The sequence below is a fragment of the Plantibacter sp. VKM Ac-2876 genome (assembly GCF_015350715.1).
GTDB classification, from domain to species: domain Bacteria; phylum Actinomycetota; class Actinomycetes; order Actinomycetales; family Microbacteriaceae; genus Plantibacter; species Plantibacter auratus.
On the sequence record NZ_JADKSI010000002.1, the window covers coordinates 496,345 to 511,075 of the forward strand.

Genomic DNA, 14,731 nt, shown 5'->3' on the forward strand with positions numbered 1-14,731 from the left:
CCAGTGTACCGAGTGGCCCGCCGGGCGGGAGTCAGTCGCGCGATTCCTGGCGGTCTGCGGTCGCCGTGTGACGCTCGGTCGTCGGGTCGACGACCTGCTCGCCGCGGTAGAGCGCTTCGAAGGTGTCGAGCGTGCGCTCGATGTCGTGTGCGGAGACGAGCTCCAACGAGGCGTCCTGCATCCGGCGGTACTCCTCGGGCGAGGCGCTCAGCACCGTCGCGAGTCGCTCGGCCAGGGCGTCGACGTTGCCCGGCTCGAACAGGTACCCGTTGACCTGATCGTGCACGAGGTGGGGCAGCGCCATGGCGTCGGCCGCGACCACCGGGAGACCAGAGGCCATGGCCTCCATCGTCGCGATGCTCTGCAGCTCCGCGATGGACGGCATCGCGAAGACGGTGGCGTTCGTGTAGGCCTGCTTCACCTCATCGTCGGACACCTTGCCGAGGAATCGGACGCGGTCGCCGATGCCGAGCTGCTGGGTCAGCTGCTCGAGGTTCTTCGCCTGGTCGCCGCCACCGATGACGTCGACGTGGGCGTCGAGTTCCTTCGGGAGTTTCGTGAGCGCGCGCAGGAGCACGTCGATCTGCTTCTCGCTCGTGATGCGACCCACGAAGAGGATGGTGTTGCGCTTCCGCGGTTCGAACGACGGCGTGTACTGTCCGGCCTCGATCCCGCAGGAGATCGCGTGCACACCGGTCAGGCCCGTGAACTGCTCCAGGAAGTCGGCGGCCTTGCGCGTCGGGGTCGTCACGGCGAAGGCGCGATCGAAGACGCGACGGGCGGCAGCCCACTGCGTCCGGACGAGCCACTCCTGGGTGCGCTTGGGGATGACGGTGAAGTCGAGGATGTTGTCGGGCATGATGTGGTTCGTCGCCACCATGCGGATGCCGCGTTGCTCGGCCTCGATCGAGAGACCACGGCCCACCACGATGTGCGACTGCAGGTGCACGACGTCGGGCTTCACGCGGTCGAGGATCTTCCGGGCGTTCCGTCGCATCGACCACGGCATCGCGAAGCGCAGCCAGTCGTGCGGGTACCACCGGAGGCTGAAGAGGCGGTGCGCCGTCATCGTCTGACCCTCGTGGGTCTCCTTCCACGTGCCGAACTTGCGCGAGCCGGCGGGCGCCACGATGTGGACGTCGTGGCCTCGGCGGACGAGTCCGGCCGCGAGGCGCTCGGCGAAGCGTGCGGCGCCGTTCACGTCGGGCGAGAAGGTGTCGGCACCGATGACCACCCGCAGCGGCTTGTGGGTGTCGGGGGTCGGCGTCGTGCTGGACGCCTTCGCGAGGTGCTGGTCGTCGGGAGAAGTCAAGGTATCGGTGATTCCTCTGTGCTTGGCCAGTGATGTGAGGGGGTGCGGGCGGTCGCTCACGACCCTGATGCGGCGCGGAACGCCATGCTCAAGCATACCTGCAGCCCGTTCGGGCTCCGGGGCTCAGGCGGGCGCGTCGCCGGTCGCGAGGGCCTTCGCGGCAGCTGCGGCCGCCGGCGTCTGGCTCACCTGTGGGTGATGGCGAGCGAGCTGGAAGACTCCCCACACGGCGATCGCGCCGGCCACGACGAAGCCGAAGCCGGCCCAGAACGGTGCGTTGCTCGCCTCCCCCAGCACGATGATGCCGATGCCGACCGCGATCATCGGATCGATGACGGTGAGGCCCGCGATGACCAGGTCGGGCGGCCCCGAGGAGTAGGCGGTCTGCACGAAGTAGCCGCCGAGCGCACTCGCGGCCACGAGGCCGAGCCCGCAGAGGACCGTGAGCCAGTCGAACTCGCCCTGCTGCAGCCGCCCGATGATGACCTTGGCGAGCGTCGCGACGAAGCCGTAGAGCACGCCGGTCCCGACGATGTAGAAGATGGCCGTGAAGCGGGAGCGGAACAGCATGAAGCCGAGTCCGAACACGACGAGCACGACACCGAGCATCACCAGGATCGTGACGAGCTCGGCCTCGGTGATCCGGTGCTCGCCCGTGAAGACCGCCGCGATCGTCACGAACAGGCCGACGCCGCCGACGCAGGCGACGATCGCGACGACCGATCGACGGTTCAACCGGACGCCGCTGATCCTGCTGTTCACCACCGCCGTGATGACGAGCGCGACCGCGCCCAACGGCTGGACGAGGGTGATCGGTGCGAGGGACAGGCTGCCGAGCTGGAGCACGATCGCGAGCCCGAGCATGACCGTTCCGGTCACCCAGGACGGCCGACTGAGCAGCGCCAGGAGCTGAGCGACGTTGAGCCCCGACGTCGCGTCGGTGCCGCTCGACGACTCGACCTTCGCCACGCCCCGGTGCTGCAGTTGCGCGCCGAGCGAGAGGAAGACAGCGCCGAGGAGCGCGAACGGGATACCGAGGAGCTGCGAGGGGTTGCGGGTGAAGTCGTCCGCGAGGTCGGCGATGTCGATGGCGGAGTGGATCACCCGTCGAGGGTACCCCGCGGTCCCGCTGATCCCGGCGCGGCAGGCCGAGCCCAGCGGATAGGCTCGAGCAATGGCAATTCTCGAGATCTGTGTGACCGGTGACCCGGTGCTCCACTCCGTCGCCCGGCCGGTCACCACGGTGGACGACGACCTTCGTCGGCTCGTCGCCGACATGTACGAGACCATGGACCTCGCTCCCGGCGTCGGACTCGCGGCCCCGCAGGTCGGCGTCCCGCTCCGCCTCTTCGTCTACAGCTACGAGGACGACGACGGCCAGCCGTGGCGCGGCGTCGCGATCAACCCGGTGCTGTGGATCAGTCCCCCGCCGGTGGGCGAGCTCGACGAGGAGGCCGAGTCTGAAGGCTGCCTCTCCGTCCCCGTCGAGCGGCACCCGCTCCGTCGCGCGGAAGCGGCCATGCTCATCGGGACCGACCTCGAGGGAGCCCCGGTCGAGCTCCGTGTCGTCGGCTGGCGCGCACGCATCCTGCAGCACGAGTTCGACCACCTCAACGGCGTGCTCTACGTGGACCGCCTGGAACTGCCGTACTCGCGTCGAGCGGCGAAGGCGATCCGCAAGGCTGGCTGGGGCGTCCCCGGGATCTCCTGGCTGCCGGGTCGCGACGACCTCGAGGGCTGAACGACCTCGACGGACACAGGGTGTCCGGACATGCAACGAGGCCCGAAGAGTGGAGTCTTCGGGCCTCGTTGCCTAGTCTACGGCGTCCCGGCCGGTTTCGTGAAACCGGCCGCCAACGACGAATCCCTCGGTCCTGATGGACCGAGGGATTCTGTGCAGCTCCTCGAGTTGGACTCGAACCAACAACCTATCGATTAACAGTCGATTGCTCTGCCAATTGAGCTATCGAGGAATACGTGCTTCGACCAGCCGGACGAATCCGGCCTCTGCGTTGCAGCGCGTATCTACTGTAGCAAAGGATTCGCAGACACCAAATCGACACGCGATCAATCGATGCCGACGGCCTCGGGCGTCTCGTACTGGGTCTCGGTGCCACCCGACTGGGCGAGCGCGGCGAGGAACTCGTGCGGCGGATCGGCGAGCATCGCGTCGATCGGGCCGTAGCCCACGACCCGTGACTGGTGGAGCGCCAGCACGTCGTCGGTCACCTCGCGGAGCATGGCGAGATCGTGTGTCACGACCATGACCGTGCCGCCGTCGCGACGGAACCCGTCGAGCAACTCGGTCACCGTGTGCCGGACCGTGATGTCGATGCCGGCCGTTGGCTCGTCGGCGATGAACACCTTCGGGCCGAGGACGAGCGCGCGCGCGATGGCGATGCGCTGCCGCTGACCACCGCTCAGCTCGTAGGGGTACTTGTCGAGGCTGGAGAGGGGCATCTGGACGGCGTCCAGCAGCGTGGCGACCCGGACGCCGAGCGCCTGCTCGCTGAACTTCTTGTCGCGCGCGAGGACCGGTTCCGAGATGAGCTCCGTGACGGTGAGTTCGGGCTTCAGATGCGCACCGGCCTCCTGCTCGAGCAGCGACACCTCGAACGTGAGTTTCGTGAGTTCTTTACGGCCCACCTTGCGCATGGAGCGACCGAGCGTGCTCGCGTCGCCGCCGGACACGAACGGACGGGAGTCCGCTCCGGTCAGGTGGCGTCCGGACAACACCCGCAGGAGCGTGCTCTTCCCCGACCCCGAGCTGCCGATGACCCCGAGCGAGCCACCGACGGGCAGCTCGAAGCTGATGCCGTCCAGCGCTCGATTGCTCGGACTCACGCCGTGCGCGGCGTAGTCGACGCTCAGATCACTCGCCCGGACCGCCGGTCCGTCCTGCTCTGGGTGCTTCATGAGACCTCTCCTTCCGGTGCACGGGGAGCCACCGGATCGCCATCGAGTGTATCCGGCGATCCCGGCGGGGCCACGTGCCACGCTCGGAGGAGGCCGACCGCGTCAGGCCTCGGCGCGGAGCGCACGCCGTTCCGCCTCGACGTCCGCGAGCTGCCGGGTGATCTCCCGGTGGGACTCGTCGCGGGGGTCGGTGCGGCGCAACGAACCGAGCAGCGCCGCCTTGCGACCGAGGAGGTCGCGGTCGATCAGCGCTCGCGCGATGTCCCGGACGTAGCTCGGCAGCTTCTCCTCGTTCGTCTCGGGCAGTGGTGACACCCCGAGCTCGCGGACCAGTCCGTCGAAGCCGGGTGGGACCTGCGCGATGACGGTCTCGAGCCAGGCGTTCGTCCCGAGGTGGTCGAGGCTCACACTCATGGCGTCGCGCACCACGGCGAGGGAACTGTTGGCGACCGAGCTCTGGACCGCGCGCTCCAGCATGGGGCGTTCGAGGTGCTGGGGCAGCTGCAGGATCGCACGGAGGGCGTCTTGCTCGAGGCGCGTCGACGGATCCTTGGGCAGGTCGTTGAGCGAGGCCTGTCGCTCTCGCGGCGGCTCGGCAGCGGGTGAGCCAGGGCCCTGCTGGCGGGCGTCTCGGGCCGAGTTCTGCGAGCCTCCTGCGGCGGCACCGCCGGCAGCCCGCACGGCGCGGGCCACCTCGTCGAGTTCCATGCCGAGCTGCTTCGCGAGCACCCGGGTGTACCCGGGACGGAGCGATGGGTCGCGGATCTCGGCGACGACCGGCGCGGCCGCGCGGAGTGCGCCGACGCGGCCCTCGACCGTCTCGAGGTCGAAGCCCGCCAGCGTCCGCCGGATGATGAACTCGAACATCGGCTCCCGGCCGTCGACGAGCTTCCGGATGGCGCCGTCGCCGCGGTTGAGCCGGAGGTCGCAGGGGTCGAGGCCGTCGGAGGACACGGCGACGTACGTCTGGGCCGAGAACCGCTTCTCCTCGCCGAACGCACGCGTCGCGGCCTTCTGCCCGGCCTCATCAGGGTCGAACGTGAAGATGACCTCGCCGGTGGCGGAGTCGTCGCCCATGACGCGGCGGATCATCTTGATGTGGTCGACCCCGAACGAGGTCCCGCATGTCGCCACCGCGGTGGTCTCCCCCGCCAGATGGCAGGCCATGACGTCGGTGTACCCCTCGACGACGACGACGCGCTTGCCGCGCGAGATGTCGCGTTTGGCGAGGTCGAGGCCGTAGAGGACCTGCGCCTTGTGGTAGATCGCCGTCTCCGGGGTGTTGAGGTACTTCGGCCCCTTGTCGTCGTCCCGGAGGCGCCGGGCGCCGAAGCCGAGCACCTGCCCAGTGGTGTCGCGGATGGGCCAGATGAGGCGTCCGCGGAACCGGTCGTAGACCCCGCGGTCGCCGCTCGACACGAGCCCGGCCGCGAGCATCTCCTCGTCGGAGAATCCGCGCGATCGCAGTGCCTTCATGAGGTGGTCCCAGCCGGCAGGCGCGAACCCGATCCCGAAGTGATCGGCAGCGGCGGCGTCGAAGCCGCGTTCGCCGAGGAAGCGCCGCCCGAGGTCGGCGTCGCCGTCGTGGAGCTGCTGCTGGAAGTACTCGGCGGCAGCCTGGTTGGCGGCGAAGAGACGGGCCCGGTTGCCGTGATCGACCTTGCCGCCGCCCTCCTCGTAGCTGAGCGGGTACCCGATGCGCTGCGCGAGACGTTCCACCGACTCCGCGAACGTCACGTGGTCCATCTTCTGCAGGAAACTGTAGACGTCGCCGCTCTCGCCACAGCCGAAGCAGTGGTACAGCCCGACCGTGGGGCGCACGTGGAAGCTCGGGCTGCGTTCGTCGTGGAAGGGGCACAAGCCCTTCAGCGAGCCGACGCCGGCGGACTTCAGCGAGACGTAGTCGCCGACGACGTCGCCGATGTTGGTGCGTGCCTTGACCTCTTCAACATCGCTCTGTCGAATCCGTCCGGCCATGCTTCGATCCTAGTCTCGTGCGTCCATCGTCCATCCCTGAGGGCCTCCGCGCAGCGGAGTCGGAGACCCGCTCCCGTGTGGAGGAGCGTCAGGCGCCGACGTGCCGTTCGTGCCAGGAGAGGGCGCTCTGATCGGTCAGGCTCGCGATCTGGTCGACGACGACGCGACGGCGTTCCGCATCGGAACCAGCTGCCCGCCAGTCCGCCGCGAAGCCGACGTCGAGGGCCGACTCGCCGAGCGCGAACACCGCGTCCGACAGTTCGATGAGGATCTCCCGCTGGCGCACGTAGAGCGGCTGGCGGGAGTCGCTGTACATCACGAACGCGGCCACGATCCCCTTGAGAAGCGCGATCTCGGCCTGGATGCCGTGGGGCACCACGACGTCAGCCCCGAACCGCACGAGGCTGGCCTGCGGGAACGCCTCCCGGGTCGCCGCGGTCGCCGCACCGGCGAAACGACCGATCATCTGGCTCGTGAAGTTCTTGAGCCGACCGAGGTCGCGCCGGGAGCCGTCCCAGGCGGTGATCCAGGTGTGTGAGGACTGCAGCCGGTCGAAGGCGCCGGCGAGGTCGTCGTGGGTGAAGTCGTCGCCGGCCCAAGACAGCGCCGTGTCGATCAGGCGGTCGTGTCCTGCCCGCGCGTTCAGGAACGCCGGGTCGATGTACTCCCCGACGACGGCGTCCTCGAAGTCGTGCACGGAGTAGGCGATGTCGTCCGCGAGGTCCATGACCTGCGCCTCGACGCAGCGGACGCGCTCGGGAGCGCCGGCTCGCAACCAGCGGAAGGCCGCAGAGTCCTCGTCGAAGAACCCGAACTTGGCGCGACCACCGGGATCCGGCACCGACTGGGCGGCCGGCCACGGGTACTTGCAGCTGGCGTCGAGGCTCGCGCGCGTGAGGTTCAGACCGTACGGCTCGCCGTCGGGACCGAAGACCTTGGATTCGAGGCGCGTCAGGATCCGGAGGGTCTGGGCGTTGCCCTCGAACCCGCCGATCGCGGCGGACCAGTCGTTGAGCGCTCGTTCGCCGTTGTGCCCGAACGGCGGGTGACCGAGGTCGTGTGCGAGGCATGCCGTGTCGACGACGTCCGGAGCGAGGTCGAGGCTGGCTGCCAGCTCGCGACCGACCTGAGCAACCTCGAGCGAGTGCGTCAGCCGGTTCCGGGCGAAGTCGACACCGCTCGTCGGGCTGAGCACCTGGGTCTTGGCGGCGAGTCGCCGGAGGGCACTGGAGTGCAACAGCCGTGCACGATCGCGCGCGAAGTCGGAGCGTCGCGTCGAGTGGTGCTCGGGCATCCAGCGTTCTTCGTCGTGCAGGGTGTAGCCGTCCCGGTCCATGGAGACGCTCCCCTGCTCGATGATGCTATCCGCCACTGTGGTCCAGTTCCGCTCCCGCGATCTCGGTCTGCTCGTCGGCACCCAGCGACTGCGAGTCGAGCCAGCCGTAGGGCAGTGCCGGTCGTTTCGGGGTGCCGGCGCGTCCGCGCTGGCCTTCGGCTGCGGCGCCCGGGTAGGGGGCCGTCCAGTCGAGGGTCGCGAGCAGGTCGTCGAGCTGGTCGAGCGACTCCACGGTCGCAAGGCTCGCGCGGAGGTCACCACCGACGGGGTACCCCTTGAAGTACCACGCGACGTGCTTCCGGATGTCGCGGCAGCCGCGCTCCTCACTCTCGAAGAACTCGGCCAGGAGCTCGGCGTGACGCCGGAACGCGGCCGCGACGTCGCCCAGGTACGGCTCCGCCTTGCCGCCCTCACCGGCGAACGCCGAGCTGAGGTCGCCGAAGAGCCAGGGGCGACCGAGGCAACCGCGGCCCACGACGACGCCGTCGCAGCCGGTCTCGTCGACCATCCTGAGGGCGTCCTCGCCCGACCAGATGTCGCCGTTCCCGAGGACCGGCACCGAGGTGACCGTCTCCTTGAGCTTGGTGATCGCCGACCAGTCCGCGTGGCCGGAGTAGAACTCGGCGGCGGTCCTGGCGTGCAGCGCGATCGACGCCACGCCGGCGCCCTCGGCGATCCGGCCGGCCTCGAGGTAGGTGAGGTGATCGGAGTCGATGCCCTTGCGCATCTTGATCGTGAGCGGGACGTCGCCGGCTGCACGGACCGCGCCCTCGACGATGTCGCGGAAGAGCCCGGTCTTCCAGGGCAGCGCCGCTCCCCCGCCCTTGCGGGTGACCTTGGGCACCGGGCAGCCGAAGTTGAGGTCGATGTGGTCGGCGCGATCCTCGGCGACGAGCATGGTGACGGCCTCGGCGACCGTCTTCGGGTCGACGCCGTAGAGCTGGATGGAGCGGAGCGTCTCGCTCTCGTGGTGCTGGATGAGCCGCATGGTCTCCGGTGTGCGTTCGACGAGCGCGCGGGAGGTGATCATCTCGCTGACGTACAGTCCGGCACCGTATTCGCGGCACAGTCGACGGAACGCCGTATTGGTGATCCCGGCCATGGGGGCGAGCACGACCGGCGAGTCGAGCACGATGGGCCCGATCGCGAGGCTCGGGCGCTGCGAGAGCGTGGTAGGAAGAGACATCACCCTCGATTCTCCCAGATGATCGGCGCTCCCGCGCCCAGTGAGGACCACATGTCAGACGCCGTCCCGCCCGCCGACCTCCAGCCGTCCGGCCGCGAGCGCGTCCGAGCAGCGGCCGCCGCACTCGGTCTCGACGTGGAGCTGGTCGAGCGACCGCCCGCGCGCAGTCTCCACGAGGCGGCGGAGCTGCTCGGCATCGAGCCCGCGGACATCGTCAAGACGATCGTCGTGAAGCGCCGCAGCGGCGACTACCTCTTCGCCCTCGTGCCGGGCGGCCGGAAGATCTCCTGGCCGCCGTTCCGCACGCTGCTCGGTGTGAACAAGCTCGCGATGCCGGACGCGGCGACCGCGTTCCAGGCGACCGGCTACGAGCGCGGCACCATCACCGTCCTCGGTGCGAGCGCTCCACTCCCCGTCTACGCGGACGAGCGCATCCTCGAGCGCGGTGGGCGCATCTCGATCGGCGCCGGCGAGCACGGGTGGAGCGCCTTCGTCGACGCGGCGGAGTACCTCACCGCCATCGGCGCCGTCACCGCGGACCTCACCGAGCCGGAGGACCCTCAGTCCTGAGCCGGCTCCGGCGGGAGCACGAGGCAACTGTCGCCCTCGCAGACGACGGCGTCGCCCCCGAGGAGTCGGAGCGTCGGCCGGACCGTCGCGGGCTGCTGATCGTCGACGCTGCGCTCAGGGGACGTCGTCTCCGTGCTCACGCCTGCACCGGCTCGGTGCTCGCGCGTTCCGTCCAGACCTGCTCGAGGACCTGCGTGAACGCGGCCGCCTCCTGCGCCCCGGACACCCCGTAGGCGCCGTCGATGACGAAGAACGGGACGCCCTGGATGCCGTACCCCTGTGCCGTCGCCTGGTCCTCGCGGACCGCCTGCGTGTACTGGCCGGATTCCAGCGCCGAGACCACGGCGGTCCGGTCGAGCCCCACCTCGACGGCGAGGTCGGCGAGGTCCTCGATGCGACCGACATGACGACCCTCGGTGAAGTAGGCCCGCAGGAGGCGCTCGGTCATCTCGAGCTGCTTCCCCTCCGCCTTGGCGAGGTGCAGCAGTTCGTGCGCCTTCACCGTGTTCGTGTGCTGGAGGATGCCGAAGTCGTACTCGAGACCGGCGTCCGAAGCGATCCCCGTCACCCGATCGAGCATCTGCTGCACCTGGTCGGCCGGCATGCCCTTGTGCTTCACGAGGAAGTCGATCTCGGTGCCGTCGAAGTCGACCGGGGTGTCGGGTGCCAGCTCGAAGGAGTGGTACTCGACCTCGACCTCGCGTCCGTCGCCGAGCTGCGCGAACTCCGCCGCACCCCGCTCGAACTTGCGCTTGCCGATGTAGCACCACGGGCAGGCGATGTCGGACCAGATGTCGATCTTGATGGGTTCACTCATGTCAGGGCCAACCACCGACACCCGTCGGTCATTCCCCCGAGGGCGCCGGGGCGTCTGGCACGTCGCGCGCCCCGCCGAAGCGGCGGTCACGTCCGGCGTACCGCTCGACGGCCTCCCAGAGCTGCCGCCGTCCGAAGTCGGGCCAGAGGGTGTCGAGGAAGACCATCTCCGCGTAGGCCGACTGCCACAGCTGGAAGTTGCTGGTGCGCTGCTCCCCGGAGCTCCGGACGAAGAGGTCGACGTCCGGGAGGTCGGGCAGGTAGAGCCGGCTCTGGACGAGACGCTCCGAAACGGCCGACGGCTTGATGCGGCCGGCGGCGACGTCGTCGGCGATGCTGCGGACCGCGTCGACGATCTCGTTGCGACCGCCGTAGTTGACGCACATGGTGAGCGTCAGGCGGTCGTTGTCGCGCGTCAGCTCCTCCGCCGTCTGGAGCTCCTTGATGACCGAGGTCCACAACCGCGGCCGACGCCCCGACCAGCGCACGCGCACGCCCCACTCGTTCAGTTGGTCGCGCCGTCGATGGAGCACCTCGCGGTTGAACCCCATGAGGAAGCGGACCTCGTCGGGTGAGCGCTTCCAGTTCTCCGTCGAGAACGCGTACACCGACAGGTGCTTGATCCCGAGTTGCAGGGCACCGGCCACGACGTCGAGGAGTGCGGCCTCGCCCGCCTTATGCCCTTCGACGCGCGTGAGTCCGCGTCGGTTCGCCCACCGGCCGTTGCCGTCCATGACGATCGCGACGTGCGACGGCACCTCGCCCTTCGCGAACTCGGGCGGGACCTCCCCCGTCCAGTCGATCGGTTTGAACGGCACCGCGTCGCGGTGGGTGTAGGGCTTCGGGGTCACCCGCGGCTCCGATCCTGTTCGAGGTGCGCGAGCGACCGCAGGCCGCGCTCCAGATGCCATTGCGCGTAGGCGGCGGTGAACCCGCTCGCCCGTGAGGCCGTCTGCTCGGCGGCGGCCTCCGCATACTCCCAGTCGCCGGAGAGCAGTGCTCCGAGGAGCGAGAGCGTGTCGGCGTCGAGGCGAGGGCTGCCCGAGGGCGCGCAGTCGTCGCAGACCACCCCGCCGAGCTGCACGACCACGTGCGAGTACTCGCCCTCCGTGCCGCACCTCGAGCAGGCGCCGAAGCTCGGTGCCCAACCGGCGAGCGAGAACGCCCGGAGCAGGTAGGAGTCGAGGGTGAGCCGCGGACCGTGCTCATGCTTCGAGAGCGACCGCAGGGCGCCGACGAGCAGCAGGTACTGCTGCAGGGAGCCCTCGGACTCCGTCAGGCGATCGGCCGTCTCGACCATCGCACTGGCGGCCGTGTAGCTCCCGTAGTCGGCGCTGATCTCGGCGCCGTACGAACCGAGCGACTCGGCCTGGGTGATGGTGTCGAGGCTGCGGCCCTCGTAGAACTGGACGTCGGCGACCATGAACGGCTCGAGCCGGGACCCGAACTTCGAGCCGGTGCGACGGACACCCTTGGCGACCGCCCTGATCTTGCCCCTGCTGCGTGAGAGCATGGTGACGATGCGATCGGCCTCGCCGAGCTTGTGGGTCCGCAACACCACCACTTCGTCTCGATATACCGGCACGCATCGATTATCCCGCCTCGCACCGACAACGTGACCCGGGAACCGCCGTCGGGGATCGAAGGAGCGCCTGGAGAGATGAAGCCGTGAACGAGGTCCTCTTCGTCGTTCCGCTGTGGGTCGACCTCTCGGCGGTCGCCATCGGCGCCGTCCAGGGCGCGATGTTCGCGGCCAGATTCCAGGATCGTCAGCTCGACTGGCTCGGCGTCGCCATCATCGGCGTCGTCGTCGGACTCGGTGGCGGTCTCATCCGCGACATCCTCCTCGGACAGGTGCCGGCGTCCCTCCAGAACAACTGGTACCTCCCCGTCGCCTCGGGAGCCGCCCTGCTCGGGATGTTCCTCCTGCGCACCATCACGAGGCTCGGGCCGGTCATCATCGGTCTCGACGCCCTGACGATCGGCATGTTCGGAGCGATCGGCTCCACCAAAGCCCTGGCAGCCGGCCTGCCGGTCATCCCGGCGATCTTCGTCGGAACCGTCTCAGCCGTCGGCGGATCGGTGCTCCGCGACGTCATGCTCGGCGTGCCCGTCGCCCTCATGCACGTCGGGTCGCTCTACGCCGTGGCGGCCGCGGTCGGGACCGCCCTCCTCGTCCTCGCCGTGACCTTCGGTGCGCCGCTCGGGATCGCGGCCATCGTCGGTGTCTCCTCGACCGCGGTGATCCGCCTCCTGGCGGTCCGGTTCGGGTGGACGTTGCCGGAGCAGCGCCAGATCGGCGGATGGCGGATCTGGCGCCGCTCGACGCGCGGCTGAGTCGTCTCAGTCGACCGCGAGTGCCGCGACGGGCGCGATCCGGGTCGCCCGACGGGATGGGGCGACCGAGGCCACAGCCGTGAGGAGTGCGGCGAGCACGACGATCACGGCGACGATGGCCCACGGGATGACCGGGAAGATCAGCCCGGGCGAACCGTTGATCGCGCCGAGCATCGACTGGGCACCGGCCCAGCCGTAGAACGTGCCGAGGACCAGGCCGACGACGACGGCCGCGATGGTCAGCTGCGCCGCCTCGATCACGATCATGCGACGGATCTGCGCCGCCGAGAATCCGAGTGCGCGGAGCAGTCCGAGTTCGCGGGTGCGCTGCAGGACGCTGAGTGAGAGGTTGTTGACCATCCCGACCGCGGCGATGAGCGCGCTCAGCCCGATGAGGGCGGAGAAGACGCCGACGGTCGTCGCGACCACGGCCTGCGTGCCCTCGTAGACCTCCGGACTCGCAGCCTGTGCGTTCATCACGAACTCCTGGAAGTTGGCCGCTGCGACCGCGAACATCGTCACGAGGGTCACGCCGATCACCAGTCCGATCGTCGTGCGTGAACTGCGCTCCGGGTAGCGGACGGCGTTCTCGGCGGCGAGTCGAGCCGTTGCGGAGGTGCCGAAGAGCCGACCGACGAGCCGCAGTGCCGGCGGCATCACGAGGTGCGCACCGAGCACGAGGCCGGAGAAGGAGACGATCCCGCCGACGATGCCGATGAGCACGCCGAACGGCGACACGAGCCCGACGCCGACACCGGCGAGCAGGAGCAGGACACCGACCACGAAGAGACCGATCGCGACCGCGTTCCGGGCGGGCCGCGCGGTGGCCTCCTCCCGGCTCAACTCCTGCGATCCTCCGATCGCCTGCATCGGGGTGACCGTCAGGACTCGACGCGCGCCGATCCAGGACGCGAGCCAGGTGGTCAGGACGACTGCGACGACCGGCAGGAGGACGGCCGGTTCGGCGATCGCATACGGCAGCTCGGGCAGCACACCGGTCGCGACCCCGATCCGCACGAGCGCGAGGGTCGCGAGGAGTCCGACGAGCAACCCTGCTCCCCCGCCGAGCAGGCCGACGACGACGCCCTCCTTCGCGACGGCGCGACGCTGCGATCGCGCCGACGACCCGATCAGGCGGAGCAGCGCGATCGTCCTCGTCCGCCCGGCGACGATCGTCGCGAAGGTGTTCGCCGTGACGATCGCGCCGACGTACACCGCCAACGAGACGAACACGGCGGCCGCGAGGATGAGCATGATCACCACGGAGCCGCTGGACCCTGTCACGTCGTCGGCCAGGATGAAGGTGGAGAGCACACTCGTCACCATGAGCAGCAGGACGCCGAACGAGGCGCTGAGCGTCGCGACGAGGAGGCTCGCGCGATGCTCGCGGGCCCGCGGGCCGAGATCGGCCCGGCTCATGCCGCACGCTCCATGCCGAGCATGAGCGCGGAGATCTGCTCGGCGGTCGATCGGGGTCGGTCCTCGACGACCCGCCCGTCCGCGAGGAACACGATCCGGTCCGCGTAGCTCGCGGCGATCGGGTCGTGCGTCACCATCGCGATGCTCTGCCCGTATTCGGTGCTGGCAGCCGCCAGCAGGGCCAGGACGCTCCGCCCGGTGCGCGAGTCGAGGTTGCCGGTCGGTTCGTCCGCGAAGAGGAGCTCGGGTCGCGTCGCGAGGGCACGCGCGATCGCGACGCGCTGCTGCTGTCCGCCCGAGAGTTCGTGCGGGCGGTGCCCGAGTCGGGAGGCGAGTCCGAGCGTGCTCACGAGGACGTCGATCCAGCTCTGCTCCTCACCGGTCGGACGGCGGGCGTCGAGTTCGAAGGGCAGCCGGATGTTGGCCGCGACGTCGAGCGTCGGGACCAGGTTGAAGGCCTGGAACACGAAGCCGACACGACGCCGACGGAGGATCGTGAGCTGCCCGTCGTCGAGGTCCGTGATGTCCTGGTCGCCGAGGCGCACCCGCCCCGCGGTAGCCTGATCGAGGCCGGCCATGATGTGCATGAGCGTCGACTTGCCCGAGCCGCTCGGGCCCATGATGGCGGTGAACCGGCCCCGCTCGATCTCGAGGTCGACGCCGTCGAGGGCGACGACCTGGTTGTCGGCGGGTCCGTAGCTCTTCCGGAGTCCGTGGACGCTGGCGACGACGGACGGCTGTGCTGAAGTGGTCATACTCCGAAGCTACGGAGTGCGGTGCCGGGTGCGCGTCGGGCGCACGAGCGACCCTGGTACATCCCGGGGATGATCCTCGATCACTCCGCGGGTGCGTGCCGGACCGC

15 protein-coding genes and 1 tRNA gene are annotated in these 14,731 nt (G+C 69.5%); 3 read left to right on the plus strand and 13 right to left on the minus strand.

What is annotated here, in order from left to right:
- Positions 1 to 31: 31 nt before the first annotated feature.
- Together ITJ62_RS08690 and ITJ62_RS08695 are read right to left on the minus strand one after the other, a co-directional pair.
- Positions 32 to 1,312 (minus strand): glycosyltransferase, encoded by a 1,281-nt coding sequence (locus ITJ62_RS08690; protein WP_370581873.1) that lies wholly within the window; start codon positions 1,310 to 1,312, stop codon positions 32 to 34.
- 123 nt (positions 1,313 to 1,435) lie between these two features.
- Positions 1,436 to 2,416 carry a DMT family transporter gene (locus tag ITJ62_RS08695; protein ID WP_370581874.1) on the minus strand — a complete coding sequence of 327 codons (981 nt, stop codon included), beginning with the start codon at positions 2,414 to 2,416 and terminating at the stop codon, positions 1,436 to 1,438.
- 70 nt (positions 2,417 to 2,486) lie between these two features.
- Here ITJ62_RS08695 and def point away from each other — a divergent pair, with 70 nt between their 5' ends.
- A complete protein-coding gene (def, locus tag ITJ62_RS08700) occupies positions 2,487 to 3,053 on the plus strand; it encodes a peptide deformylase (protein ID WP_194601040.1) in 567 nt (188 codons plus the stop codon).
- A gap of 159 nt (positions 3,054 to 3,212) precedes the next feature.
- On the opposite strand, the gene ITJ62_RS08705 is transcribed toward def, so the two are convergent.
- From ITJ62_RS08705 to dusB, 5 genes are all read right to left on the minus strand, one after another.
- Positions 3,213 to 3,285 (minus strand) — tRNA-Asn (locus ITJ62_RS08705).
- A 94-nt stretch (positions 3,286 to 3,379) separates the two neighbouring features.
- Positions 3,380 to 4,228 (minus strand): ATP-binding cassette domain-containing protein, encoded by an 849-nt coding sequence (locus ITJ62_RS08710; RefSeq protein WP_194601043.1) that lies wholly within the window; start codon positions 4,226 to 4,228, stop codon positions 3,380 to 3,382.
- 102 nt (positions 4,229 to 4,330) lie between these two features.
- Positions 4,331 to 6,205, minus strand: coding sequence for a DNA primase (gene dnaG / locus ITJ62_RS08715; protein ID WP_194601046.1), 1,875 nt, complete (start codon positions 6,203 to 6,205; stop codon positions 4,331 to 4,333).
- Between the two features lie 88 nt (positions 6,206 to 6,293).
- Positions 6,294 to 7,541, minus strand: coding sequence for a deoxyguanosinetriphosphate triphosphohydrolase (locus tag ITJ62_RS08720; protein WP_194602446.1), 1,248 nt, complete (start codon positions 7,539 to 7,541; stop codon positions 6,294 to 6,296).
- 25 nt (positions 7,542 to 7,566) lie between these two features.
- Positions 7,567 to 8,727, minus strand: coding sequence for a tRNA dihydrouridine synthase DusB (gene dusB / locus ITJ62_RS08725; RefSeq protein ID WP_194601049.1), 1,161 nt, complete (start codon positions 8,725 to 8,727; stop codon positions 7,567 to 7,569).
- A 51-nt stretch (positions 8,728 to 8,778) separates the two neighbouring features.
- On the opposite strand from dusB, the gene ITJ62_RS08730 reads away from it, so the two are divergent.
- Positions 8,779 to 9,297, plus strand: a complete 519-nt coding sequence (locus ITJ62_RS08730) for an aminoacyl-tRNA deacylase (protein WP_121291132.1) — start codon at positions 8,779 to 8,781, stop codon at positions 9,295 to 9,297.
- On the opposite strand, the gene ITJ62_RS08735 is transcribed toward ITJ62_RS08730, so the two are convergent.
- Genes ITJ62_RS08735 through recO form a run of 4 tightly spaced genes read right to left on the minus strand, consistent with a single transcriptional unit; the run spans position 9,288 to position 11,698 of the window.
- Complete coding sequence (locus tag ITJ62_RS08735; RefSeq protein ID WP_194601051.1) at positions 9,288 to 9,437, minus strand: hypothetical protein; 150 nt, start codon at positions 9,435 to 9,437, stop codon at positions 9,288 to 9,290. The genes ITJ62_RS08730 and ITJ62_RS08735 overlap by 10 nt on opposite strands.
- Positions 9,434 to 10,114, minus strand: a complete 681-nt coding sequence (locus tag ITJ62_RS08740) for a DsbA family protein (protein ID WP_194601053.1) — start codon at positions 10,112 to 10,114, stop codon at positions 9,434 to 9,436. The genes ITJ62_RS08735 and ITJ62_RS08740 overlap by 4 nt, the downstream gene beginning before the upstream one ends.
- A gap of 28 nt (positions 10,115 to 10,142) precedes the next feature.
- Positions 10,143 to 10,964: an isoprenyl transferase gene (locus tag ITJ62_RS08745; protein ID WP_124769218.1), complete on the minus strand. Its 822-nt coding sequence runs from the start codon at positions 10,962 to 10,964 to the stop codon at positions 10,143 to 10,145.
- A complete protein-coding gene (gene recO / locus ITJ62_RS08750; protein ID WP_064293640.1) occupies positions 10,961 to 11,698 on the minus strand; it encodes a DNA repair protein RecO in 738 nt (245 codons plus the stop codon). The genes ITJ62_RS08745 and recO overlap by 4 nt, the downstream gene beginning before the upstream one ends.
- A gap of 83 nt (positions 11,699 to 11,781) precedes the next feature.
- Here recO and ITJ62_RS08755 point away from each other — a divergent pair, with 83 nt between their 5' ends.
- Positions 11,782 to 12,450, plus strand: a complete 669-nt coding sequence (locus tag ITJ62_RS08755; protein WP_079705760.1) for a trimeric intracellular cation channel family protein — start codon at positions 11,782 to 11,784, stop codon at positions 12,448 to 12,450.
- Between the two features lie 6 nt (positions 12,451 to 12,456).
- On the opposite strand, the gene ITJ62_RS08760 is transcribed toward ITJ62_RS08755, so the two are convergent.
- Positions 12,457 to 13,869 carry an FtsX-like permease family protein gene (locus ITJ62_RS08760; RefSeq protein WP_194601055.1) on the minus strand — a complete coding sequence of 471 codons (1,413 nt, stop codon included), beginning with the start codon at positions 13,867 to 13,869 and terminating at the stop codon, positions 12,457 to 12,459.
- Complete coding sequence (locus ITJ62_RS08765) at positions 13,866 to 14,624, minus strand: ABC transporter ATP-binding protein (protein WP_079705758.1); 759 nt, start codon at positions 14,622 to 14,624, stop codon at positions 13,866 to 13,868. Before ITJ62_RS08765 ends, ITJ62_RS08760 begins: the two co-directional genes overlap by 4 nt.
- Positions 14,625 to 14,731: the final 107 nt, after the last annotated feature.